The 23,193-nt window shown below is 74.2% G+C and carries 22 protein-coding genes and 3 tRNA genes; 16 read left to right on the top strand and 9 right to left on the bottom strand.

The genetic code is table 11. The annotated features are described in order from the left end of the window. Positions 1-296 precede the first annotated feature (296 nt). The 6 genes from O2W17_RS14770 (at position 297) to galK (ending at position 3,953) form a co-directional block, all read left to right on the top strand. A complete protein-coding gene (locus O2W17_RS14770) occupies positions 297-1,193 on the top strand; it encodes a CPBP family intramembrane glutamic endopeptidase (protein WP_269193178.1) in 897 nt (298 codons plus the stop codon). Positions 1,194-1,270: 77 nt separating this feature from the next. Further along, a tRNA-Gln gene (locus O2W17_RS14775) sits at positions 1,271-1,342 on the top strand. Positions 1,343-1,383: 41 nt separating this feature from the next. Next, positions 1,384-1,456, top strand: a tRNA-Glu gene (locus tag O2W17_RS14780). Positions 1,457-1,557: 101 nt separating this feature from the next. Next, positions 1,558-1,630 (top strand) — tRNA-Glu (locus O2W17_RS14785). Positions 1,631-1,695: 65 nt separating this feature from the next. After that, complete coding sequence (gene galT / locus O2W17_RS14790) at positions 1,696-2,787, top strand: galactose-1-phosphate uridylyltransferase (protein ID WP_269193179.1); 1,092 nt, start codon at positions 1,696-1,698, stop codon at positions 2,785-2,787. Continuing rightward, positions 2,784-3,953 (top strand): galactokinase, encoded by a 1,170-nt coding sequence (galK, locus tag O2W17_RS14795; protein WP_269193180.1) that lies wholly within the window; start codon positions 2,784-2,786, stop codon positions 3,951-3,953. The genes galT and galK overlap by 4 nt, the downstream gene beginning before the upstream one ends. 28 nt (positions 3,954-3,981) lie before the next feature. Here galK and O2W17_RS14800 read toward each other — a convergent pair whose 3' ends face one another. Then, complete coding sequence (locus O2W17_RS14800) at positions 3,982-4,644, bottom strand: IclR family transcriptional regulator (protein ID WP_269193181.1); 663 nt, start codon at positions 4,642-4,644, stop codon at positions 3,982-3,984. Positions 4,645-4,756: 112 nt separating this feature from the next. On the opposite strand from O2W17_RS14800, the gene leuC reads away from it, so the two are divergent. After that, positions 4,757-6,163, top strand: a complete 1,407-nt coding sequence (leuC, locus tag O2W17_RS14805; protein ID WP_269193182.1) for a 3-isopropylmalate dehydratase large subunit — start codon at positions 4,757-4,759, stop codon at positions 6,161-6,163. Between the two features lie 3 nt (positions 6,164-6,166). Then, on the top strand, positions 6,167-6,766 hold the full coding sequence (gene leuD, locus O2W17_RS14810; RefSeq protein WP_269193183.1) for a 3-isopropylmalate dehydratase small subunit: 600 nt from the start codon (positions 6,167-6,169) through the stop codon (positions 6,764-6,766). On the opposite strand, the gene O2W17_RS14815 is transcribed toward leuD, so the two are convergent. From O2W17_RS14815 to cofC, 3 genes are read right to left on the bottom strand one after another with little or no spacing between them, the layout of a single operon-like run. After that, entirely contained in the window at positions 6,715-7,695 is a 981-nt protein-coding gene (locus tag O2W17_RS14815) for an NUDIX hydrolase (protein WP_269193184.1), read from the bottom strand. The two genes, leuD and O2W17_RS14815, sit on opposite strands and share 52 nt — an antisense overlap. Beyond that, entirely contained in the window at positions 7,679-9,751 is a 2,073-nt protein-coding gene (locus tag O2W17_RS14820; RefSeq protein ID WP_269193185.1) for an RNA degradosome polyphosphate kinase, read from the bottom strand. The genes O2W17_RS14815 and O2W17_RS14820 overlap by 17 nt, the downstream gene beginning before the upstream one ends. Before the next feature lie 4 nt (positions 9,752-9,755). Continuing rightward, positions 9,756-10,400 carry a 2-phospho-L-lactate guanylyltransferase gene (gene cofC, locus O2W17_RS14825; RefSeq protein ID WP_269193186.1) on the bottom strand — a complete coding sequence of 215 codons (645 nt, stop codon included), beginning with the start codon at positions 10,398-10,400 and terminating at the stop codon, positions 9,756-9,758. 111 nt (positions 10,401-10,511) lie between these two features. Between cofC and O2W17_RS14830 the strand changes: the two genes are divergently transcribed. The 3 genes from O2W17_RS14830 (at position 10,512) to O2W17_RS14840 (ending at position 13,551) form a co-directional block, all read left to right on the top strand. After that, positions 10,512-11,348, top strand: a complete 837-nt coding sequence (locus O2W17_RS14830; RefSeq protein ID WP_269193187.1) for a lysophospholipid acyltransferase family protein — start codon at positions 10,512-10,514, stop codon at positions 11,346-11,348. Then, positions 11,345-12,340, top strand: coding sequence for an NAD(P)H-dependent glycerol-3-phosphate dehydrogenase (locus O2W17_RS14835; RefSeq protein ID WP_269193188.1), 996 nt, complete (start codon positions 11,345-11,347; stop codon positions 12,338-12,340). The genes O2W17_RS14830 and O2W17_RS14835 overlap by 4 nt, the downstream gene beginning before the upstream one ends. A gap of 134 nt (positions 12,341-12,474) precedes the next feature. After that, positions 12,475-13,551 (top strand): cystathionine gamma-lyase, encoded by a 1,077-nt coding sequence (locus O2W17_RS14840; RefSeq protein WP_269193189.1) that lies wholly within the window; start codon positions 12,475-12,477, stop codon positions 13,549-13,551. Here the strand turns inward: O2W17_RS14840 and O2W17_RS14845 are convergent. Next, a complete protein-coding gene (locus O2W17_RS14845) occupies positions 13,522-14,325 on the bottom strand; it encodes a CDP-alcohol phosphatidyltransferase family protein (RefSeq protein WP_269193190.1) in 804 nt (267 codons plus the stop codon). The genes O2W17_RS14840 and O2W17_RS14845 overlap by 30 nt on opposite strands. A 96-nt stretch (positions 14,326-14,421) precedes the next feature. On the opposite strand from O2W17_RS14845, the gene O2W17_RS14850 reads away from it, so the two are divergent. Both O2W17_RS14850 and O2W17_RS14855 read left to right on the top strand, forming a co-directional pair. After that, the gene (locus O2W17_RS14850; protein ID WP_269193191.1) at positions 14,422-15,558 is read left to right on the top strand and encodes a D-alanine--D-alanine ligase family protein; all 1,137 of its coding nucleotides are present in this window, start codon (positions 14,422-14,424) and stop codon (positions 15,556-15,558) included. Continuing rightward, positions 15,555-16,226, top strand: a complete 672-nt coding sequence (locus O2W17_RS14855) for a hypothetical protein (RefSeq protein ID WP_269193192.1) — start codon at positions 15,555-15,557, stop codon at positions 16,224-16,226. Before O2W17_RS14850 ends, O2W17_RS14855 begins: the two co-directional genes overlap by 4 nt. Before the next feature lie 14 nt (positions 16,227-16,240). Here the strand turns inward: O2W17_RS14855 and O2W17_RS14860 are convergent, their stop codons facing one another. Both O2W17_RS14860 and O2W17_RS14865 read right to left on the bottom strand, forming a co-directional pair. Continuing rightward, entirely contained in the window at positions 16,241-16,813 is a 573-nt protein-coding gene (locus O2W17_RS14860) for a DUF3515 domain-containing protein (RefSeq protein WP_269193193.1), read from the bottom strand. 11 nt (positions 16,814-16,824) lie between these two features. Next, positions 16,825-17,058: an Lrp/AsnC ligand binding domain-containing protein gene (locus tag O2W17_RS14865; protein ID WP_269193194.1), complete on the bottom strand. Its 234-nt coding sequence runs from the start codon at positions 17,056-17,058 to the stop codon at positions 16,825-16,827. A 92-nt stretch (positions 17,059-17,150) separates the two neighbouring features. Here O2W17_RS14865 and O2W17_RS14870 point away from each other — a divergent pair, with 92 nt between their 5' ends. From O2W17_RS14870 to O2W17_RS14880, 3 genes are read left to right on the top strand one after another with little or no spacing between them, the layout of a single operon-like run. After that, positions 17,151-18,191 carry a thiamine-phosphate kinase gene (locus O2W17_RS14870; RefSeq protein WP_269193195.1) on the top strand — a complete coding sequence of 347 codons (1,041 nt, stop codon included), beginning with the start codon at positions 17,151-17,153 and terminating at the stop codon, positions 18,189-18,191. Beyond that, the gene (locus tag O2W17_RS14875; protein WP_269193196.1) at positions 18,175-18,705 is read left to right on the top strand and encodes a GNAT family N-acetyltransferase; all 531 of its coding nucleotides are present in this window, start codon (positions 18,175-18,177) and stop codon (positions 18,703-18,705) included. Before O2W17_RS14870 ends, O2W17_RS14875 begins: the two co-directional genes overlap by 17 nt. Further along, entirely contained in the window at positions 18,693-19,319 is a 627-nt protein-coding gene (locus tag O2W17_RS14880; RefSeq protein ID WP_269193197.1) for a cytidylate kinase-like family protein, read from the top strand. The genes O2W17_RS14875 and O2W17_RS14880 overlap by 13 nt, the downstream gene beginning before the upstream one ends. Positions 19,320-19,542: 223 nt before the next feature. Here the strand turns inward: O2W17_RS14880 and O2W17_RS14885 are convergent, their stop codons facing one another. Further along, positions 19,543-21,729: a DUF6351 family protein gene (locus O2W17_RS14885; RefSeq protein WP_269193198.1), complete on the bottom strand. Its 2,187-nt coding sequence runs from the start codon at positions 21,727-21,729 to the stop codon at positions 19,543-19,545. Positions 21,730-22,989: 1,260 nt separating this feature from the next. Further along, positions 22,990-23,181 (bottom strand): 50S ribosomal protein L28, encoded by a 192-nt coding sequence (gene rpmB, locus O2W17_RS14890; protein ID WP_104523111.1) that lies wholly within the window; start codon positions 23,179-23,181, stop codon positions 22,990-22,992. Positions 23,182-23,193 lie beyond the last annotated feature (12 nt).

Genomic DNA, 23,193 nt, shown 5'->3' on the forward strand with positions numbered 1-23,193 from the left:
GTCCGCCGCCGACCCTGCGCCCCGGACCGGGGCAGGCCCCGGTGGTCCCCTGGGGGGCGCCCTGGTCGTCGCCGTACGGGGCGCCGCCCGTCTGGGCGCCCTCTCCGCCACCACCCGGCTGGGGACCGCCACCACCCGGCTGGGGACCGCCACCGCCGCCCTGGGGGTCGCCGCCGCCCGCATGGGGGCCGCCGCCTTGGGGGCCCCACCCGGCGCCGTACCCGGTGCCCCCGGCGGGCTGGGGGGTGCCGCCGGACGCGCCTCCGCACGACGAGCCCCGGCCCTACCTGCACGTGATGCGCACCCGCGACTGGGCGTGGTGGCGGCCGCTGCTGGGCCTGTTCCTGCTCGGGGTGGTCTTCGTGGTGGGCAGCGCGGTGCTCGCGGTGGTCGGCATCGTCACCGGGATCAGCCCCGACCTCGCCCTCCTGGAGCTCACCGACCCCGGCACGCTCCTGGTCACCAACCTGACGCTGATCGTGGCGATCCCGGTGGTCTGGCTGGCGTGGGCCGTGGCCCACGGCATGCGCACCGGCTGGTCGTCGTCGGTGCTCGCCCGCTTCCGCTGGCGGCTGCTGCCCCGGCTGACGCTGTTCGCCCTCGCCACCCTCGGGGTGGCCATCGGCGTGTCGGTGCTGCTGGTCTTCACCGTGGGCGACGCCGACGTCGACGGGCCGGTCCGCTCGTGGGGGTGGCTGCTCGTCGTGGTCCTGCTCACCACGCCGCTGCAGTCCGCGGCCGAGGAGTACCTGTTCCGCGGCTACCTCAGCCAGGCGATCGCCGGCTGGATCCGCGGCCCGCAGGCCGGCGCCGTGGTGGCCGGTGCGGTCACCGCGACGTTGTTCTCGCTCGCGCACCTGCCGCCGGACCTGCTGACCTTCCTCGACCGGTTCCTGTTCGCCCTGGCCGCCTCGGCCGTGGTGTGGCTGACCGGGGGCCTGGAGGCGGCGGTCGTGCTGCACGCGGCGAACAACGTGGTGCTGTTCGTCCTCGCCGCGCTGCTGGGGGAGGGCGTGGCCACCGAGGTCCTGCCCGCCGGGCTGGCGGCGGCCTCGGTCGCGCTGGGCCTGGCCGCGTTCGGCGGCTACGTCGCCCTGGTCGCCCGGTGGCGGCGGCGGGCCGAGCTGGAGACGCGCACCCCCGCGCTCGACCTCCGGTTCCCGCCCGTCGCGGCGCCCACCCCGGCCCGCTGACCCGCCGACGGGGGGTGGTGCCACCTGCTCCCGACCCGTCGGGTAGAGTCTTCTCCGGCGCCGCGAGGTGCCACCCATGGGGTATGGGGTAATTGGCAGCCCGACGGTTTCTGGTTCCGTTAGTCTAGGTTCGAGTCCTGGTACCCCAGCGAGGAATCCTGGTTCCTCTCGCAGTACCGCACCACAGCACGGCCCCGTCGTCTAGCGGCCCAGGACGCCGCCCTCTCACGGCGGTAGCGAGGGTTCGAATCCCTTCGGGGCTACGCGACCGAGAGCCCCCGACCACCAGGTCGGGGGCTCTCGCCGTTCCCGGGGGTCCCCTGCGACCTGCCGACGGCGGCATGGCAACATGGCATCCGCACACGGCCCCGTCGTCTAGCGGCCTAGGACGCCGCCCTCTCACGGCGGTAGCGAGGGTTCGAATCCCTTCGGGGCTACGTGAGCGAGAGCCCCCGACCACCAGGTCGGGGGCTCTCGCCGTCAGCGGGGGAAGGTGGTCGCGGTGATCCGGACCAGCCGTCGGCTGGCCGACGGCCGGGAGATCCTCTACTTCGACGACGACCGGCACCCCGTTCCGCGGGACGCCGTGGACGGCCGCGACCTGCCGGCGGTGGTTCCCCGCTCGCAGCTCCGGTTCGACCCGCTGCTGGCCGAGTGGGTCGTCGTCGCCGCCCACCGGCAGACCCGCACCCACCTGCCCCCGGCCGACCGGTGCCCGCTCTGCCCCTCCAGGCCGGGCCGGCCGACCGAGGTGCCGGAGAGCGACTACCAGGTGGTCGTCCTCGAGAACCGGTTCCCGTCGCTGGCGACCGGTGCCGCGCGGGAGGTCGCACCCGCCGTGGAGGGCAACCCGCTGGCGGAGCTGCGGCCGGGCATCGGCCGCTGCGAGGTCGTCTCCTTCACCAGCGAGCACGACCGCGACTTCGCCGGGCTGGGCGCCGACCGGGCCCGGCTGGTGGTCGACGTCTGGGCCGAGCGCACCGCGGAGCTCGCGGCGCTGCCGGGCGTGGCGCAGGTGTTCTGCTTCGAGAACCACGGCGAGGAGATCGGCGTGACGCTCGCCCACCCGCACGGACAGATCTACGCCTACCCGTTCGTCCCGCCGCGGGTGGAGCGGATCATGGCGTCCGTGCGCCGGCACCGGGACGCGACCGGCGGGGACCTGTTCGGCGAGGTGCTCGCCGCCGAGCGGGCCGGCCCGCGGGTGGTGGCGGCCAACGAGCACTGGACGGCGTTCGTGCCGGCGGCGGCCCGGTGGCCCTACGAGGTGCAGCTGTTCCCCGCCCGCAAGGTGCCCGACCTGCCGGCGCTCACCGGCGCCGAGCGGGACGCCTTCGTCGCGGTCTACCTGGACGTCCTCGGCCGGTTCGCGCACCGCTTCGACACCCCGATGCCCTACATCGCCTCCTGGAACCAGGCGCCGGCGGCCGGGGGCCGCGACGACTGGTGGCTGCACCTGCAGCTCTTCTCGCTGCGCCGCGCCCCCGGCAAGCTGAAGTACCTGGCCGGTTCCGAGTCCGGGATGGGCGCGTTCATCACCGACACCGACCCCGAGGACGTCGCCGAGCAGCTGCGGGCCGTGGTCCTGCCGTGACGGACGACCGTGCGGCCGCCGCGCGGGCGGCCACCGCCTTCGCCGCGCGCTTCGGCCGGGAGCCGGAGGGGGTCTGGGCGGCACCGGGGCGGGTCACCGTCATCGGCGAGCACACCGACTACAACGGCGGCTTCGTGCTGCCCGTCGCGCTGCCGCACACCACCCGCGCGGCGCTGGCGCGGCGGGACGACGGGCTGCTCGTGCTCACCTCGGTCCAGCACCCGGGCGAGGACGCCGAGGTCGCCGTCGCCGGGCTCCGGCCCGGCCGGCCGGGCGGCTGGGCGGCCTACCCGGCCGGGGTCGTGCACGCGCTGGCCGACCGGGTGCCCGGCGGGCTGAGCGTCCTGGTCGACGGCGACGTGCCGGTGGGCGCGGGGCTGTCCTCGTCGGCGGCGCTCTGCTGCTCGGTGGCGCTCGCCGTCCGGGACCTGCTCGGCCTCGAGCTGGACGCCGACGCGCTGGTCGACGTCGCCCGCCGGGCCGAGAACGACTTCGCCGGCGCGCCGACCGGGATCCTCGACCAGTCCGCGTCGGTGCTCTGCACGGCCGGGCACGCGCTCTTCCTCGACACCCGCGACGGCACGCGCGAGCAGGTGCCGCTGGACCTCGCCGCGGCGGGTCTCGCGCTGCTGGTGATCGACACCGGCACCACCCACGAGCACGCCGCGGGCGGGTACGCCGACCGGCGCCGGGAGTGCGAGGAGGCCGCCCGGCGGCTCGGGGTCGGGCTGCTGCGAGAGGTCGGCGACGTCGCCGGGCTGGCCCCGCTGGCCGACGGCAGCGCCGAGGGCGACCTGCTGCTCCGGCGCGCCCGGCACGTGGTCACCGAGGACGCCCGCGTGCTCGAGGTGGTGGCCGCGCTGCGCGGCGCCGCCGACCCGAGGGCCATCGGCCCGCTGCTCACCGCGGGCCACGAGTCGCTGCGCGACGACTTCGCGGTCTCCGTGCCGCTGGTCGACGCCTGCGTCGACGCCGCGCTGGCCGGTGGCGCCCACGGAGCCCGGATGGTCGGGGGCGGCTTCGGCGGCAGCGTCGTCGCCCTGGTCGACAGCGGGGGCGTCGACGCCGTCACCGCCGCCGTGACCGCGCGTTTCGCCCGCGAGCGTCGGCCCGCGCCGCGCACCGTCGTCGTCGTCCCCTCCGCCGGCGCGCGCCGGCTGGCCTGACCGCTGCCGGCCCGCGCGGGGCGCGGGCTCAGCGGGCGGCGCGGGCGATCGCCGCCGAGGCGTCGAGCACGGCGCCGATGACCTCCGCGCCGGGGCGCCGCCCCAGCCGCTCCACCGGGCCGGAGATCGAGACGGCGCCCAGCACCGCTCCGCTGCCGTCCCGGACCGGCGCCGACAGCGACGCGACGCCCGGCTCCCGCTCGGCGACGCTGTGCGCCCATCCCCGGCGGCGCACGTCGAGCAGCGTCCGGGCGGTGAAGCTGGCCTGCGGCAGCAGCCGGGTGACCTCGTCCGCGGGCGTGAACGCCAGCAGGGCGTGCGCGGCCGACCCCGCGGTCATGGGCAGCCGGGCGCCGACCGGCACGGTGTCGCGCAGGCCGCTGGACCGCTCGGCCGCGGCGACGCAGACGCGGGTGGCCCCGTCGCGCACGTAGAACTGCGCGCTCTCGCCGGTCGCGTCGCGCAGCGTGGCCAGGTGGCGGGAGGCGATCTCGCCGATGTCGGCGGTGCTGCGGCCGAGCTCGGCGAGCGCCGGCCCCGGCGCCCAGCTGCCCGAGTCGGTGCGGCGCACCAGGCGGTGCCCCTCAAGCGCGACGGCCAGCCGGTGGGCCGTCGCCCGCGGCAGGCCGGTGCGCGCGACCAGCTCGGCGAGGGTGGCCGGTTCGTGCGCCACGGCGTGCAGGATCGACACCGCTTTGTCCAAGACCGCTACCGGGTTAGGCTGTCCCACACAGCAATACTTGCATCCCGCAGAGTGAGACAGCTACTCCGGGATCGACCAGTCACCCGAAGGGGACGAGACCGTGCCGAAGACCCTGGCCGAGAAGGTCTACGACGCCCACGTCGTGCGCAGCACCGCGGGCGAGCCCGACCTGCTCTACATCGACCTGCACCTCGTCCACGAGGTGACCAGCCCGCAGGCCTTCGACGGCCTCCGGGCCGCGGGGCGCACGGTCCGCCGTCCGGATCTCACCATGGCGACCGAGGACCACAACGTCCCGACGCTGGACATCCTCAGCCCCATCGCCGACCCGGTCAGCCGGGCGCAGGTCGATGCGCTCCGCCGGAACGCCGTCGAGTTCGGCATCCGGCTTGCGCCCATGGGCGACCGCGACCAGGGCATCGTGCACGTGATCGGCCCGCAGCTGGGCCTCACCCAGCCGGGCATGACGATCGTCTGCGGCGACAGCCACACCTCCACCCACGGCGCCTTCGGGGCGCTGGCCTTCGGCATCGGCACCAGCGAGGTCGAGCACGTGCTCGCCACCCAGACGCTGCCGCAGTACCGCCCGAAGCAGATGTCGGTCACCGTCGAGGGCGAGCTGGCCCCGGGGGTCTCGGCGAAGGACGTCATCCTGGCCGTCATCGCCCAGATCGGCACCAACGGCGCGGCCGGGCACGTCATCGAGTACCGCGGCAGCGCCATCGAGGCCCTGTCGATGGAGGCCCGGATGACCATCTGCAACATGTCGATCGAGGCCGGCGCGAAGGCGGGCCTCATCGCCCCCGACCAGACCACCTTCGACTTCCTGCAGGGCCGCCCGCACGCGCCGGAAGGTGCGGACTGGGAGGCCGCGGTCGAGCACTGGCGCACGCTGCGCACCGACGACGGCGCCGTGTTCGACCGCGAGGTGACGCTGGACGCCTCGACGCTCACCCCGTTCGTCACCTGGGGCACCAACCCCGGCCAGGGCCTGCCGATCGACGGCGTGGTGCCCGACCCCGCCCAGTTCGCCGACGAGAGCGAGCGGCGGGCCGCCGAGCAGGCGCTGGCCTACATGGGGCTGACCCCCGGCACCCCGCTGCGCGAGATCAAGGTGGACACGGTCTTCCTCGGCTCCTGCACCAACGGCCGGATCGAGGACCTGCGCACCGCCGCGACCTTCCTCCAGGGGAAGCGGATCGACCCCGACACCCGCATGCTCGTCGTCCCCGGCTCGGTCGGCGTGAAGCTGCAGGCCGAGGCGGAGGGCCTGGACAAGGTCTTCACCGAGGCCGGTGCCGAGTGGCGGGGGGCCGGATGCTCGATGTGCCTGGGCATGAACCCCGACCAGCTCCAGCCCGGCGAGCGGTCGGCGTCGACCAGCAACCGCAACTTCCAGGGCCGCCAGGGCAAGGGCGGGCGCACCCACCTGGTGTCGCCGTCGGTGGCGGCCGCCACCGCGCTGACCGGTCGCCTGACCGCCCCCGCCGACCTGATCGGAGCCTGAGCCATGGATGCCTTCACCACGCACACCGGCACCGCCGCGCCCCTGCGCCGCAGCGCCGTCGACACCGACCAGATCATCCCGGCGGAGTACCTGAAGCGGATCACCCGGACCGGCTTCGAGGACGGCCTCTTCGTCGCCTGGCGGACCAACGAGCCGGACTTCGTGCTGAACAAGCCGGAGTACGCCGACGCGTCGATCCTGGTGGCCGGCCCCGACTTCGGCACCGGCTCCTCCCGCGAGCACGCCAACTGGGCGCTGCTCGACGGCGGCTTCCGGGTGGTCATCAGCTCCCGGTTCGCCGACATCTTCCGCAACAACTCGACCAAGTCGGGCCTGCTGACGGTCGTGCTCCCGCAGGCCGACGTCGAGGCGCTGTGGACGGCGATCGAGGCCGACCCGGCGACGCCGGTGACGGTGGACCTGCAGGCGAAGCAGGTCACCTACGGCGACGTGTCGGTGCCGTTCGACGTCGACGACTACACCCGCTGGCGGCTGCTGGAGGGGCTCGACGACGTCGGTCTCACCGAGCGGCACCTCGACGACGTCGCGGCCTACGAGGCGGCGCGCCCCTCCTGGCTGCCCGCCGCGCTGCCCGCGCGCTGACGCACCGGGGCGTCCGGGTCGGGCTCGAAGTCGCGGTAGTAGTCCGCGACGAGCGCGCCCGGCCGGCCGCCGAGGGCCCACACGCTGCCCTTGGCGGCCGGTGGCAGCAGGCCGCGGACGCCGTGGCCGTGCACCCCGAGCGCCTGCAGCACCGACGGGATCACCCCGCCCTGGCTGCACAGGACGGTGACCCCGCTGCGGGCCCCGGGGTCCAGCAGCTCCTCGACGAGCGCCAGGCCCGCCTGCGGGTCGTCGGCGAAGGCCTCCTCGCCCATCGCGGGTGACGGGCGCACGTCCAGGCCCGACCGCTCCGCCAGCGGCTCGACGGTCTGCGTGCAGCGCAGCTTCGGCGCGCTGAGCAGGTCCGCGGGCGCGAACCACGCGAGCGCGTCGGCCAGCTGCTCCGCCTGCCGCAGCCCCCGGTCGTCCAGCGGGCGCAGGTCGTCCGGGCCGTCGAACTCCTGCTTGCTCCCGGCGCGGCCGTGGCGCACCAGCAGGAGGCCGACCTCGCGCGGCACGTCGGTGCGGGCGGCGTCGGTGATCACCAGCCGGTCGTGGTCGTGGGTGACCAGCGCGGTCGCCTCGTCGGGGTCGAGCCAGCGCAGCTCGTCCACCTCGTCGTTGGCGACGAACGAGCCCCCGGCGCAGCGCATGAGCCAGTAGTCCACGTGCTTGGGCACGCCGTCGACCGCGTACTGCGTGGTCGGCCCCCGGCGTCCGGCGACGACGCGGAGCCCGGTCTCCTCGACCACCTCGCGGCACGCGGCGGCCAGCGCGTGCTCGCCGGGGTCGAGCTTCCCCTTCGGCAGCGACCAGTCGTCGTAGCGCGGTCGGTGGACGACGGCGATCTCGATGCCGTCGTCCCCGGCCGGCCGCCACAGGACCCCGCCGGCGGCCGCGATGGGCCGCGCCTCAGCCGGCGAGCTCATGGATCCGGCGCGTCAGCTCTGCCTGGTAGTCCCGCCCCTCCAGCCGGTCCCACTGCCCGTCGCTGCGCAGCTCCCAGCACCGGACGCCCGGGGCCATGGCGGGGCTCAGGGACTCCTCCAGCTGGGTCCGGGCCGACTCATCGCAGACCCGCAGCAGCACCTCGACGCGGCGGTCGAGGTTGCGGTGCATGAGGTCGGCGCTGCCGATCCACCACTCCGGCTCCCCGCCGTTGAGGAAGGAGATCACCCGCGAGTGCTCGAGGAACCGGCCGACGATCGAGCGCACCCGGATCGTCTCCGACAGGCCGGGGACACCGGGCCGCAGGGCGCAGATGCCCCGCACGAACAGCTCCACCGGCACCCCGGCCTGCGAGGCCTCGTAGAGCGCGTCGATGACGCGCTCGTCGACGATCGAGTTCGCCTTGATCCGGATGCCGGAGGGGCGCCCCTCGCCCGCGTGCCGGGCCTCGCGGCGGATCTTCTCGACCAGGCCGTTGCGGATGCTGTGCGGCGCCACCATGAGCGTGCGGTAGTTGGTCTGCCGCGAGTAGCCGGTGAGCACGTTGAACAGGTCGGTCAGGTCCGCGCCCACCCGCGGATCGGCGGTGAGGATGCCGAGGTCCTCGTAGATGCGGGCGGTCTTGGGGTTGTAGTTGCCCGTGCCGATGTGGCAGTACCGCCGGATCACGCCCTGCTCGCGGCGGACCACGAGGGCGGTCTTGCAGTGCGTCTTCAGGCCCACCAGCCCGTAGACGACGTGGCAGCCCGCCCGCTCCAGCGAGCGGGCCCAGCTGATGTTGGCCTCCTCGTCGAACCGGGCCTTGATCTCGACCAGGACCACGACCTGCTTGCCGGCCTGGGCGGCCTCGATCAGCGCCGAGACGATGGGCGAGTCGCCGGAGGTGCGGTACAGCGTCTGCTTGATGGCCAGCACGTCCGGATCGGCGGCGGCCTGCTCGATGAACCGCTGCACGCTCGTCGCGAACGAGTGGTACGGGTGGTGGACCAGCACGTCGCCCTCGCGGAGGGTGGCGAACACGCTCTTGGGCGTCTCGCCCTCGGACAGGCGCGGGTGCGTGGTGGGCACGAACGGCTCGTCCTTGAGCTCGGGCCGGTCGAGGTCGTAGAGCGCCATCAGCGAGGCCAGGTCGAGCAGCCCGGGCACGTGGACGACGTCGGCGGGGGAGACCTCGAGCTCGGAGATGAGGACGTCGAGGATCCGCGGGTCCATCGGCTCGGCGACCTCCAGGCGCACCGCGGGCCCGAACCGGCGCCGGGCGAGCTCGCGCTCCAGCGCCTGCAGCAGGTCCTCGTCGCGGTCCTCCTCGACCTCGACGTCGGCGTTTCGGGTGACGCGGAAGAAGTGGTGGTCGAGCACGTCGAGCCCGGGGAAGAGCTGGGGCAGGTGCGCGGCGATCAGGTCCTCGAGCGGCAGGAAGATGACCGTGTCGTCCGGCGAGGCGACCGGCACGAACCGCGGCACGTTGTTGGGCACCTTGAGCCGGGCGAAGCGGGGGGCGTTGGTGTCCGGGTCGTGCACCGAGACCGCGAGGTTCAGCGACAGGCCGCTGATGTAGGGGAACGGGTGCGCCGGGTCGACGGCGAGCGGGGTGAGCACCGGGAACACCTGGTCGCGGAAGTAGTCCCGGAGCCGGCGCATCGCGTCGTCCTCCAGGTCCTCCCAGTGGACGATCCGGATGCCGGTCGCCTCCAGCCGGGGCAGCACGTCCTTGTTGAAGACGTCGGAGTGCCGCTGCACCAGCTCCCGCGTGCGGGCGGTGACCCGCTCCAGCTGCTCGCGGATGGTGAGCCCGTCGGGGGAGCGGACGGTGAGGCCGGTGCTCTGCCGGCGCTTCAGCCCGGCGATGCGCACCATGTAGAACTCGTCCAGGTTGCTGGCGAAGATGGCGAGGAACTTGACCCGCTCGAGCAGGGGGAGCGAGTCGTCCTCCGCCAGCTCCAGCACGCGGGAGTTGAAGTCCAGCCAGGACACCTCCCGGTTCAGGTACCGGTCGGCGGGCAGGGCACTGGTCCGGGAAGCACTCTCGGAAGGCACGGCCTCATCGTGCCGTAAGCCGGCCGCTGAGACCGGGTGACCCCCGGACCAGCTCCGCGGTGCGCGGGCCGGCCCCGAGCGCGAGGGCCGCACGGAGGTCGTCGGGCGTGTCGACGTCCCTCAGCAGGCCGGGCCAGGCGCCGGTCAGGGGCACGGTGCCGTCCGCCGCGTGGGCGCGCGCCGAGCCGCGTCCGAACCGGGGGCGCAGGGGCACCCCGACGGCGGTCAGCAGGGTGGTGCCGGTGCCCTGGGCATCGGCGACGAAGCAGCGCGGGACCGCCTCCGCGGCGGTCAGCGCGGCGGCCAGCTCCGCGGGGCGCAGCGCGGGCAGGTCGGAGGAGAGCGCGGCCACGTGGTCGCCGCCGGCCCGCCGCGCGCCGTGCTCGAGCGCCGGGTTCAGCCCCCGGTCCGGCTCGTCCGGCACGGTGCGGGCCCCCAGGCCCTGCACCAGGTCCGCGGCGTCCGGGTCGTCCGTGACGACGACGACCGACGCCACCCGGGAGCAGGCCAGGGCCGCCGACACCGTGTCGGCGAGGAGCGCCAGGACCAGCGCGCCGTGGTCGGCACCGGGCGCGCCGGTGAGCGGCCGCAGCCGGGTCTTGGCCACGGCGAGCCGCTTCGCCGGGACCACGACCGACCAGCTGGGCACGGCCACAATGTGAGCACACGGCCGCCCCGCGGGCCCCCGGCCGGGACCCGGTGCCCCGCGGGCGGGCGGACGGGTCGATCATGGGCTGGCTCACGGGAGGGAGGCGCGGCGGTGACGGCAGAGACGTCCTCGGGCGGAGCGGCGACGGGCGGGACGACCGCGGTCCGGGGCCGCCGGGCCCGCCGGCCCGGCAGGTGGGGCACCCGCGGCCGCATCTCGCCCGCCCTGTGGCTGTGCATCGTGGTGATCTACCCGGTGTCGTCCCTGCTCTTCCGGCTGCGCTACCTGCACGCCGAGCGCATCCCCGTGCGCGGGCCGGTGCTGCTGGTCGTGAACCACGTGTCGGTGCTCGACCCGCTGGCCTGCGCCCGGCTGGTGTTCGACCAGGGCCGGATCCCGCACTTCCTGGCCAAGGAGGCGGTCTTCACCGGACCGGCCGGCACGATCCTGCGGGCGGCCGGCCAGATCCCGGTGGCCCGGTACTCCAGTGCCGCGCGGGGGTCGCTGGACGCCGCCCGGGCCGACCTCGACGCGGGCAGCATCGTGGTCGTCTACCCCGAGGGCTCGGTCACCCGCGATCCGGACTGGTGGCCCATGCAGGCCCGCACGGGCGCGGCACACCTGGCGCTGACCAGCGACGCCGTGGTCGTCCCGGTGGCGCAGTGGGGGCCGCAGCGCGTGCACGACTACCACACCGGGAAGCTGCACCTGCGGTTCCGCGCGCCCGCCGACCACCTGGTCGGCGAGCCGATCGACCTCTCCGCCCTCCGGGCCGAGGTGCGGGCGGGCCGTCCGCTGAACGCCGACCTGCTGCGGGAGACGACCGATCTGATGATGTCGAAGGTGCGCGACCAGCTGGGCGAGCTGCGGGACGAGCACCCGCCGCTCGCCGTCCACCCGGGCCCGGGGCGCCGGCGCCCCGACGGTCTCTCGGGGAGCGCGGCGTGACCCGCGCCGCGGTGCTCGGGGCCGGCTCCTGGGGGACGACGTTCGCCAAGGTGCTCGCCGACGCCGGGTGCGAGGTCGTGCTGCACGCCCGGCGTCCCGAGCTGGCCAAGGCCATCAGCGACGACCGCGAGAACGCCGACTACCTGCCGGGGGTGCGGCTGCCGGAGCGGCTGCGGGCGACGGCCGACCCGGCCGAGGCACTGCTCGACGCCGACGTCGTCGTGCTCGCCGTGCCCTCGCAGTCGCTGCGCGACAACCTCGGCGCCTGGCGGGAGCTGCTGCCACCGGACGCGACCCTGCTGTCCCTGATGAAGGGCATCGAGCTCGGCACCACCAAGCGCATGAGCGAGGTGATCTGCGAGATCACCGGTGCCGGCCCGGAGCGGGTGGCCGCCCTGTCCGGGCCCAACCTGGCGCGCGAGATCGCGGAGGAGCAGCCCGCCGCCACGGTGATCGCGTGCTCCGACGCCGACCGCGGGGCGGTGCTCCAGGCGGCGTGCCACACCCGGTACTTCCGGCCGTACACGAACCCCGACCTCGTCGGCTGCGAGCTCGGCGGGGCCGTGAAGAACGTCATCGCCCTGGCCTGCGGCATCGCCGAGGGGCTGGGCTTCGGGGACAACACCCGCGCCTCGCTGATCACCCGCGGGCTGGCCGAGACGGCCCGCCTGGGGCTGGCCCTGGGCGCCGAGCTGACCACCTTCGCCGGGCTGGCCGGGCTGGGCGACCTGGTGGCCACCTGCAGTTCGCCGCTGTCGCGCAACCGCACCTTCGGCGAGAAGCTCGGCCGCGGCATGACGGTCGAGGAGGTGCAGCAGAGCACCCGGCAGACCGCGGAGGGCGTGAAGAGCTGCCGCTCGGTGCTCGACCTCGCCCGCGCGCACGGGATCGACGTGCCGATCACCGAGGCCGTCGTGCGGGTGTGCCACGAGGGCGAGGCGCCCGGCCGGATGGTGCGGGAGATCATGTCGCGGGAGGCGAAGTCGGAGTGAGCGGACAGGGGCGTGAGCATCGCAGCGAGCAACGAGCGAGGAGCGGAGCGCCCCGCGGGAGCGAACAGGGTGCAGTGACGCATGCTCAGTGGGGGGACGGCACGCGGTCGGTGCGTGCGGGGGAGGACCCGGCCGTGCCGGGTGCGCCGTTGCGCCCCTCGCCGGTGTTCGCGGCGCCGTTCCACCTCGGGGACCTACCGCCCCGGACCGGTGGCGCCGACGCCTACGCGCGCACCGAGCACCCCACGTTCCGGCACTTCGAGGACGCCGTCGGCGAGCTGGACGGCGGCCGCTGCCTGTCCTTCGCCACCGGGATGGCGGCGCTGACGGCGGCCGTCCTGGCGTGCACCCGCAACGGCGACCGCGTCGTGCTGCCCTCGGACGGCTACTACACGACCCGGCTGCTCGCGGCCGAGGAGCTGGCACGCTTCGGCATCGCGGTGCAGTACGTGCCGACGCCGGAGATCGGCCGGGTGGCGGCCGACGGCGGGCTCGCCGGGGCCCGCATGGTCCTGCTGGAGACCCCCAGCAACCCGCAGCTCGACGTCTGCGACATCGCCGCCGTCGCCGGGGCCGCCCACGCGGCCGGCGCGCTGGTGGCGGTCGACAACACCACCGCCACGCCGCTGGGCCAGCGCCCGCTGGCGCTCGGCGCCGACCTCACCGTCGGCAGCGACACCAAGGCGCTCACCGGGCACAGCGACGTGCTGCTGGGGCACGTGACCGTCACCGACGACGACCTGTACGCGGCGGTCAAGGGCTTCCGCGACCGGACGGGGAGCACGCCGGGGCCGTTCGAGGCGTGGCTGGGCCACCGCTCGATGAGCACGCTGGACCTGCGGCTGGCCCGTCAGGCGGAGAACGCGGCCGCCGTCGTGGAGCTGCTCGCCGGGCATCCCGCCGTCACCGGCCTGCGCTGGCCCTGGCGCGCGGCCGACCCGTCGTTCGCGCTGGCCACGCGCCAGATGCTCCGCCCCAACGGTGTGGTGTCCGCGGAGCTGCCCGACGAGGCCGCGGTCTCCCGGCTGCTCGGGGCCAGCCGGCTGTGGGCGGCGGCGACCAGCTTCGGCGGCGTGCACAGCACCGTCGATCGGCGGGCGCAGTGGGGCGGGGACGCCGTCCCCGCGGGCTTCGTCCGGCTGTCCTGCGGGATCGAGGACACCGCCGACCTGGTGGCCGACCTATCCCGCGCGCTGGACGCCCTCGGCTGAGCCGGCCCGGCGGCTGCCGGCCACGGTGAGCCAGATGCTCACGCCGAAGTAGTAGGCGAGGTAGACCATGCTCAGGACGACGACCAGCGGGTTCGGGTCGGGGTACTGGACGACCAGCACCGCGGAGGCGGCCAGCCAGACCGCCGCCAGCCCCAGGTTCACGCTCCGCAGCAGCTTGGTGCGCGACGGGTAGACGTACTTGACGGGCACGAAGACCAGCACGGTCAGGACGGCGAGCGCGATGCCGACGCCGATGGTCCCGACGTCCAGGACGATCGCGTAGAAGGCCACCACGTTCCAGTAGCTCGGGAAGCCGAGGAAGTAGTGGTCCTCGGTCTTCGCGTCGACCCGGCAGAACTGGTAGCAGGAGGCGAGCAGCGGCAGCGCGGCCAGGAGCCAGCCCAGCGCGCCGCCGGGCAGCCGGTCGGTCGTCCAGAGCAGCACGACCGGGGCGAAGACGTAGGTCAGGTAGTCGACGATGTCGTCCATCCGGGCGCCGTCGAACCAGGGGATCGTCTCCTTGACCCGGAACCGCCGGGCCAGCATCCCGTCCGTGCCGTCGATGAACAGCGTCGCGAGGATCAGCCACAGGGCGGTCTCCACGGCGCCGTCGAAGGCCGCCAGGACGATGAGCAGGCCGAGCACCGAGCCGCTGGCCGTGTACAGGTGCACCGCCGCGCCGGCCAGGCGCAGCCGCCGGGAGTGGTGGGGAGCGGCCGGCTCCGGGGCCGCTGCCGGCTCGGTCGCCGAGGGGTTGGCCGAGTTCTCCTGCACGCGACGAGGCTGCCACACCGCGGTGCGACCGGCGCCACGGCGCGTGCCCGACGTCGCGGCGGGAGCCGGGAACCGGCCTCGGTTAGGGTTCCCGCGATGAGCGGACAGGCGGGCAGGGTGCGTGTGGCGGTCCTCTTCGGAGGGCGCAGCGAGGAGCACGCGATCTCCTGCGTGTCGGCCGGCAGCGTGATGGCGGCGCTGGACCCCGAGCGGTACGAGGTCGTGCCCGTCGGCATCGCGCGGGACGGCCGCTGGGTGCTGCCAGACGCCGACCTCCGGCTCACGATCACCGACGGCGCGCTGCCCGAGGTCACCGGCGGCACGGCGGTCTCGCTGGTCGGCGACCCGGCGGCGCGGGGGCTGGCCGTCCTCGACCCCGGTCAGGGCATCGGGCGGGCGCTGACCGAGGTCGACGTCGTCTTCCCCGTGCTGCACGGGACCTTCGGCGAGGACGGCACGGTGCAGGGCCTGCTGGAGATGACCGGGCTGCCCTACGTGGGGTCCGGGGTGTTCGCCAGTGCGGCCTCCATGGACAAGGAGTTCACCAAGAAGCTGCTCGCGGCAGCGGGTCTGCCCCAGGGCGACCACGTCGTCCTGCGCGACGAGCACGGTGCCGTGTGCGCCGACCCGGCCGTCCTGGACGACGCGGCGCGCGAGCGCCTCGGCCTGCCGGTCTTCGTGAAGCCGGCGCGTGCCGGGTCGAGCATCGGCATCACCAAGGTGGCCGACTGGGACCAGTTCCCGGCCGCCGTCGCCGCGGCCGCCGCGGTCGACCCGAAGGTGATCGTGGAGGCCGCCGTCCCCGGCCGGGAGATCGAGTGCGGCGTGCTCGCCGCCCGCGGCTCCGGGCTGCCGGAGGCCAGCCTGCCGGCCGAGATCCGGCTGCGCCCCGGCGTCGACTGGTACGACTTCGCCGCGAAGTACCTCGACGACGCGGCGGAGTTCGACATCCCGGCCGACCTCACCCCCGAGCGGATCGCCGCCGTGCAGGACGCCGCCCGCCGCGCCTACCTCGCGCTGGACTGCCGCGGCCTGGCCCGCGTGGACTTCTTCCTCGGCACCGGCCCCGACGGCGCGGACCGGCTGGTGATCAACGAGGTCAACACCATGCCGGGGTTCACGCCGATCTCGATGTTCGCCCGCATGTGGGGGGCCACCGGCGTCGACTTCGCCGAGCTGGTGGACCGTCTCGTCAGCGGGGCGTTGGCCGACGGCGCACGGCCGGGCCGGTGACCCCGGGGCGGCCCGCCCGCCGTGGCGCGGTCGCCGCCGGCGGCCGGCTCGCCCTCCTCGTCGCCGCGTCCCTGCTGCTCGGCTGCGGGCGGGCGGTCGACGGCGTCCCGACGGCCGCGCCGCCGTCCGGCCGGCCCACCTCGGCGGCGGAGCTCGAACGGCTGGTCGTCGGCGAGGTCCCCTCCGGGCTGCCCCGGCTGCCCGACGACGAGGTGCACCCCCCGGCCGGCCACAAGCGGCTGGAGGACGTCGCCGCCTACGCCCCCGATCCGGAGCGGGAGCTCGACGTGCTGGACAGCTACGGCTACCGGTTCGGCTGGGAGCGCTTCTGGGGGCGGGAGTCCGGGCCGATCACCGGGGTCTTCGTCGACCAGTTCGAGCAGCGCGCCGGCGCCGGCGCGTACGCCGAGGACCTGGCCCGCAACGACGCGGAGCTCTACGGCGGGATGCTGAGCGACGACCCGCCCGAGCTACCCGCCAACTGCCGGCTGCTCACCGTGGACACCCCCGTGCCCGAGACGGGGCTGACCGATCCCGCCGCCTTCGCGTGGTGCTGGCACGGCGTCTTCAGCGTGTCGGTGACCGCCGTGGCCGCGACGCGCGACGACGCGGTCCAGGAGGTGGGCGCCGTGCTCGAGGAGCAGCTGGCGCTCCTGCCGCCCGCGTGAGCGCGGCTGCGGGCTCAGGGGGCGGGCGTGGGGTCCTGGTAGGGGAGCGCCTCGGCCAGCGGCACGGTGAGGGCGGTGACCGGGGCGCTGTCGACGCCGGAGGGCAGCCGCACCTCGACGTAGACCGGCCGGTCGACCGCCGTCCACACGGTGGTGCCGGGGTCGCTGGTGTCCACGTGCCACTGCACGCCGTTGATCTGGATGGCGGAGGCGCCGACGGTCCAGCCGGCGGGCCGCTCGACACCGCACGTCAGCACGACCGGCGGCTCGCCCCAGGCGTAGACGTACGGCGTCTCCGACTGCACGCGGCGGGACGGCTGCCCGGCCAGCTCCAGCGGCAGGTTGCCCATCAGGTCCGGGCAGGACGCCTCGGCCTCCGGGGTGACCGGCGGGGTGGGCAGCTCCAGGACCGGGAGGTCCTCGGGGCGGACGGGAGCCGCGCCCTGGATGTCGGCCGGGAGGTCCTCGTCGGCCGACGGTGTGCCGGCGTCCGGGTCGCCGACCACGTTGACCAGGACGATGAGCGCGATCACCACCGGGAGCGTGACCGCCGTGATCAGGATCGCGGCCCGGCGCAGCGGGTCCACGGGGCGACCGTTCAGATGTTGACGACCGGGCAGGTCAGCGTCCGGGTGATCCCGTCGACCGACTGCACGCGGGCGACCACCAGGCGACCGAGGTCGTCGACGGTGTCGGCCTCGGCGCGGACGATCACGTCGTACGGGCCGGTCACGTCCTCGGCGCGGGTGACGCCGCTGATCTCGCTGATGGTCGAGGCGACCTGGGCGGCCTTGCCGACTTCGGTCTGGATGAGGATGTAGGCGTGGACCACGGGAGATCCTTCCTCCGGCAACAGTGCCGAGACGTCGTCCCCGCCGGGTGGCGGACTCGTCGGCAACCTACCGCAGCGACTGGAGTGCACCGATGAGCCGACCCCGCCCGCTGGTCCCGCGCGGCGATCCGGCCGACACCGTGCGGGTGGTGGGCGAGTTCGGCGTGATCGCCCGCGTGCTGGCCCGGTCCGGGACCGCCGCGGCGGCCGACGTCGGGCCCGGGGACGACGCGGCCGTGGTTCGCACGCCCGACCAGCGGGTCGTCGTCACCACCGACGTCCTCGTGGAGGGCCGCCACTTCCGGCGGGACTGGTCCTCCGCCGAGGACGTCGGGCACAAGGCGGCGGCCGCCAACCTGGCCGACGTCGCGGCGATGGGGGGCCGGACCACCGCGCTGGTCGTCGGGCTCGCCTGCCCGGCCGACACGCCCACCAGCTGGCTGGAGGGCGTCGCGACCGGACTCGCCGACGAGTGCGCCCCGCTGGGTGCCGCCGTCGTCGGAGGGGACACCGTGGCCGCTGCGCCGGACAGCGCCGGCGTCGTCCTGTCGGTCACCGCCCTCGGCGACCTGGCGGGCCGGGCGCCGGTGCTGCGCTCCGGCGCCCGGCCGGGGCACGTGATCGCGCTGGCCGGCCGCCTCGGGTGGTCGGCGGCCGGCCTGGCGGTGCTGCGCCGCGGCTTCTCCAGCCCGCTGGCCGTCGTGGCGGCGCACCGGCGGCCGACCCCGCCCTACGCGGCCGGGCCGGCGGCCGCCGACGCCGGCGCCACCGCGATGTGCGACGTGAGCGACGGTCTGCTGGCCGACGCCGAGCACATCGCGAGCGCCAGCGGCGTGGTGCTGGACCTCGATCGCGCCGCCCTGGCGCAGGCGTGCCTGGAGCCGGTCGGCCCGCTGCAGCAGGTGGGCTCGGCGCTCGGGGTGGACCCGATGGCGTGGGTGCTCACCGGCGGGGAGGACCACGCCCTGCTGGCGACGTTCCCGCGGAAGGTGCCGCTGCCGGAGGGGTGGACGGCGATCGGGGTGGTCCGCCAGGGCAAGCCGGGGCCGGGGGTCCGGGTGGACGGTGTGGCCGCGGCGGATGCGCTGCTGTCGGTGGGAGCGGAGAAGGCGGGGCATGTCCACTTCGGCTGAGCGGGTGCTGCGTGACGGGTCGGTGGTCCGGCTGCGTCCGCTGCCCTACGACGACCCGCTGGCGCAGGAGATGGTCGAGGCGGTGCAGCAGGAGTACGTGACCCGGTACGGCGGCCGGGACGCGGCCGTCGTCGACCCGGCGGAGTTCCTGCCGCCGGTCGGGCTCTTCCTGGTCGCGGAGGTGGCCGGGGAGGCCGCGGGCTGCGGCGCGTGGCGGGTCTACCCGCCCGGCGGCGTCGAGATCAAGCGGGTGTACGTGGGGCCGGGGTTCCGCCGCCGCGGGCTGGCGCAGGTGCTCATGGCGGAGCTCGAGTCCACCGCCGCGCTGGCCGGCCACCGGTCGGTGGTGCTGAACACCGGGCAGAAGCAGCCCGAGGCGGTCGCCCTGTACCGGGAGCTGGGCTACGTCCCCGTTCCGGGTTACGGGGTGTACGCGTGCGCGCCGGACGCGGTGTTCCTCGGCAAGGATCTTGCTCCGCTGGTGGACGAGGAGGAGGCGACGTGGGCATCGTGACGATCTCGGCCCCCTACGGCGCCGCGGGTCCGGAGGTGGGGCCCGCGGTCGCCGCGCGGCTCGGTCTCCCGTTCCACGACCGGGCGATCCCGGCGCAGGTGGCCGGCCGGCTCGGCGTCCCGGTGGAGGAGGCCGAGGCCAACGACGAGACCGTCGTCCGCGGGCTGTGGCGCCTGGTGGAGTCGCTGGGGACCATGCCCGACCCGGTGGGCGCCGTGGTGCCGGGGGCGCCGCTGCCCGACGCCCGGGCCTACCGGGACCAGACCGAACGCGTCCTGGCCGAGATCGCGGCCGGCGACGGCGGGGTGGTGCTCGGCCGGGCCGGGGCGATGGTGCTGCGGGACCGGACCGACGCGCTGCACGTCCGGCTCGACGGCCCGCGCGACCGGCGGCTGGCCGCCGCGGTGGCGCGGTCCGGGCGGCCCCGCGACGAGGTGGCGAGCGAGATGGCGGCCAACGACCGGGCCCGGGAGGCGTACGTGCGGCACTTCTACCGCGTCGACCCGGCTGCGGCGGCTCACTACCACGTGGTCGTCGACGCCACCGCGCTGCCGCTGGACACGGTCGTGGACATCGTCGTGACCGCCGCGAGGGGACGCGGGCTCGGGCGATGATGCTCCCGCGGCCGGCACTCGGCACTCGGCACTCGGCTGCGACGCCGCGGCGCTGCACCGGCTGCGGGAGGCGGGGGCCCGCCGGATGTCCGGAGCGGGGCTCCGGCAGTGGCGGCCCGGTGAGGTGGGCGAGGGCCGACCCGGATGACCGGCACCGCCGGACGTGCGGTGGCGGGGTCCCCGAGTCTGCTCTCGGGACCCCGCCACCGTCACTCGGTCGCGCTCAGGCTCCAGACCTGGAGTAGTCGAGCCAGGTGTCCTCCAGAGGCTGTTCACCGATCCCGGGCACCTCGTAGTTGCACACGCCCTGCGGGAAGACCTCCCGCAGCCGGTCGAGCTGGCCCTCGGTCAGTGACTCGACGTAGTCCGCGGCCTCCACCGGCTTCAACGCACACTTGATGATGTCGTCGGCGACCGGTGCACCCGCCGCGATGCGCGGGTCGGCATGGGCCGGGTACAGCTCGCCGCAAACGCCGGATCCTTCATAGGGGATCGGCTGGACGATCTTCCAGTCGTACGGGGTCCAGCAGGTGTCCACGGCCTCGTCGGGCTTGTTCTGGACGACCTTCTCCGCGGCGCTCGCCGCAGAGGTGTCCGCAGTGATGGCGCGCAACCACTCGTCCATCACGCGGACCGCCTCCGGTGCGCGCGAGGGCAGCACGCTCGGCCCTTCTTCGACCCAGATGACCTGGTTGTCGGCGTGGCCGTTGGCCTCGATGAGCCGCTCCCGGACGGAGAAGGACCGGACGAAGTCGTGGATGTCCGGGTTCAGGTCGGTGTAGCTGCGCAGGTCGATGATGGGCAATGTGGCGAGTCCACCGCCGCCGCTGTTGACCCGCCCGGTGGCGTACGCGAGCTCGAGCGCCTGTGCGTCGGCAACGGTTCGCTCAGCCACGTAGTTGGCGTCGATGTCGAACCCGCCGACCAGCTCGTTGAACTCGACGAACTGCTCGAAGCTGATCACTCCCTGATTGAGAGCTTCGAGCCCGTACTGCACTCCGACGTTGTCCAACAGCCCGGGTGCGAACCCGGTTCCGGGGTCCGTGCCGAGCACGTTGATCCAGTCATCCTGGAGTGTGCAGCGCACGCCGTCGGGGTTCGTCACGGGATCGTAGATGAGCTCCTCCGGGATAGCCGGGTTACAGCTCTGCGGGAGGATGTAGCCGATTTCGAAGCCCACACCACTGAACGTTTCTCTCGGTGCCGACCACTCCTCGGGGCACACGTCCCACGTCCCGAAGCCGCTGACTGCGGTCATCTGCTCCGGTGACCACGGCTGTTCGCTCGCCGCGAATGCGCGCTCCAGGAGCCCACAGTCCGAGGCGGGCCCGATAAGCGATGCAACGTCGGCGTAGCTGCACAGCGGAATGATCCCATCGAGGATCCCGGGGTAGTTCTGGGCGACCAGATGCACCTGCATCGCCCCGCCGGAGCACCCGTACCCGATCGTGTAGTCCTCAGCGCCGAAGGACTCGATGAAGTGTTCCTTGACCATCATCGCTGTCTCGGCCGACGTCACGTCGTTGCATCGGTTGCCGAACACGTTCTGGGACGACGAAGCCACGGCGAAGCCCGGCTCGAGGAGGTCCGCGTTCAGCACACCGCCGGTGCTGGCGCCCTGGTGGAAGCCGGCGTTGCAGCCGCCGCCGAAGGTGTAGACGAGCCGGCCGTTCCAGCCTGGCGTCGAGGTCCACGGGTCCGGTGCCGGCTCCCCCGGCGAGTGCAGGAAGGCGATCTCGTAGACCGCGCGGTTGATGGTGCCGGTCTCGCGCCGCACGATGGAGTCGACGGTGTCGCCCTCGATGGTGGTAGTCCGTGCCAGGTCGTCCGGCCGTGGTCCGGCCGGATCGAACGGCTCGAAGGCCTCCGTCGCCGAGGACAGGTAGAAGTACTCGACCTTCGTCTCCGCGCTGCAGTCGTCGTCGAGCGGGGGTCCGAGACCGAAGGCTTCAGTCTCACAGAGGAACGGCTCCTGGTGCGGCCCGGAGAAGACCGGCCCGGTGATCGGATGGTTGGTCAGCTCCATCGTCGCGGTCGGGCGGCCGTTGCCCCGGCCGTCGGCCCTGACCTGCAGCGTGTTCTTGCCGACCGACAGGCCCTCGACCAGCCCCACCAGCCTGCGGGGGTCTTCAGGTGCGGGTGCGAACGCGTCACTGATGTCCCTCCCGTCGACGGACACGTGCACTTGGTGGGCTGGCACGGTGGGGGGCACGGCGATCGCGACCAGCACCTCCCCGCCGGTCACGTACTCAGGCTCCGTCGACAACGTCGTGACCTCGAACTCGTTCGCGGACGGTTCATTCTGCCGCGGCGGTCCCGCATGCGCTGTGGACACTCCGACCAAAGCAGAACTCACCGACAGTGCGGCGAAAAGCGCCAGGATTTTCCCCCGTCGGCGCACACCGGACACGTGCATACCTGCCCCTTCCCACCGCGACCGCCTGGTCATGTCAGAGACTCACGTAGGCGCGCCGAGCCTCCTCACCTCGCTCCGCAGCGTCAAGAGGGTGGCGAACAAACGCACCGCACTCACCGATGATCCGCCACGCAATCTCCGGGCAAGCGTCTTTGTTGTCTTTCGGGCCGCTGACCGCTCGTTGGAGTACCCGTCGTGGGCTTCTTTGTGGTGTCTTGTGGTCCAGCCCGGAGTGCAACCTGTGAAATTGCAGGCGCATTGAGATCAACCATGCTCGATCTCGAAGAGCCTCTTGTCGATGATGGCGGTCCTCGAGGACAGCCGGATGTGCTCGTCGACCCGATCGGTTTTCACCCCGCCGGCCGGTCACCCGCGCCCAGCAGGTCGGTGGCGGCGGCGGTCACGGCGCTCAACACCGTGCCCCAGGCGACTCCTGGCCGACGAGCCGGCGCTGAGACCGGTGTGTCGTCATGACGCGAGCCGGCCACGGCCCACGCCACCGCGCGGGTGGTGAGCTCGGCCCGAGGGCCGGCGTAGGGGTGGGCTTCGGTCCAGGTCGACCGCGGGCAGCCCTGGTCCGCGCAGCGCCAGATCCGCTTGCGCCGACGGACCAGGACCGGGCGACAGGAGCAGGGAGCGTCGTGCAGCAGCTGCACCCGCCGCCCGTGCCCGACCGCGACGATCCCGCAGTCCGGGCAGCCGGTCATCGTCCATCGGTTCCACATCCACATCCACGGTCAGCGGCTCGGCGTCCCGGCCGGTCACGGCCAGGAGGTGGACACCGTCGACACCGAACAAGTCATCGGCCCGGACGCACCGAAGCGCCGGACCAGCGCGTGGAGTCGAGCACGCGAGGCCTCGAGGAACGGAGTTGCTTGGTCGCTCCCGATCCGGAAGGCCTCGACCTCGTCCACGGCCCGTCACGCCGACGATCAACCCGGCCACCCAAGCTCGACTGGAAAGAGCCGCGGCCTGTGGCCGGCACCACCACCGGCTCAGCCACCAGGCACCGGGCTGACGCATGCGCCGGCTGCGCGACGGTGGCCTGCAGTGGACCCATCCCGGGTGGTGAGCGACTGCGGTCGAACGGGGGCCAGCGGCTGGGAAGCCGCCGACCCGATGCTCGGCAGACCGCTGCGCCCGCGAGAGGAGCCGGCGCCCTCGTGAGCGCCCGGCCGGCGTCCGGGCACACGAAGAACCCCGGAGGTCGGAGACCTCCGGGGTTCTGTCGTCAGTGGGGGCGGGCCCCTCAGCTCAGGCGCGAACGACCTTGCCGGCGCGGATGCACGAGGTGCACGCGTTGATCCGGCGACGGTTGCCGGGGGCGATCAGCGCCCGCACGGACTGGATGTTCGGGTTCCAACGGCGCGGCGTGCGGCGGTGCGAGTGCGACACCGACATACCGAAACCGGGGCCCTTGCCACACACATCGCAGTTGGCAGCCACGGTTGATCACTC

It is taken from the genome of Blastococcus sp. VKM Ac-2987 (assembly GCF_026967805.1).
GTDB lineage: Bacteria > Actinomycetota > Actinomycetes > Mycobacteriales > Geodermatophilaceae > Blastococcus.

What these genes read in the sequence shown, in the direction of transcription:
- O2W17_RS14870 (WP_269193195.1), top strand. Translation starts at nt 17,151, where the DNA reads ATGAGCCGACCCCGCCCGCTGGTCCCGCGCGGCGATCCGGCCGACACC.
- leuD (WP_269193183.1), top strand. Translation starts at nt 6,167, where the DNA reads ATGGATGCCTTCACCACGCACACCGGCACCGCCGCGCCCCTGCGCCGC.
- O2W17_RS14875 (WP_269193196.1), top strand. Translation starts at nt 18,175, where the DNA reads ATGTCCACTTCGGCTGAGCGGGTGCTGCGTGACGGGTCGGTGGTCCGG.
- O2W17_RS14850 (WP_269193191.1), top strand. Translation starts at nt 14,422, where the DNA reads ATGAGCGGACAGGCGGGCAGGGTGCGTGTGGCGGTCCTCTTCGGAGGG.
- O2W17_RS14770 (WP_269193178.1), top strand. Translation starts at nt 297, where the DNA reads ATGCGCACCCGCGACTGGGCGTGGTGGCGGCCGCTGCTGGGCCTGTTC.
- O2W17_RS14815 (WP_269193184.1), bottom strand. Translation starts at nt 7,695, where the DNA reads ATGAGCTCGCCGGCTGAGGCGCGGCCCATCGCGGCCGCCGGCGGGGTC.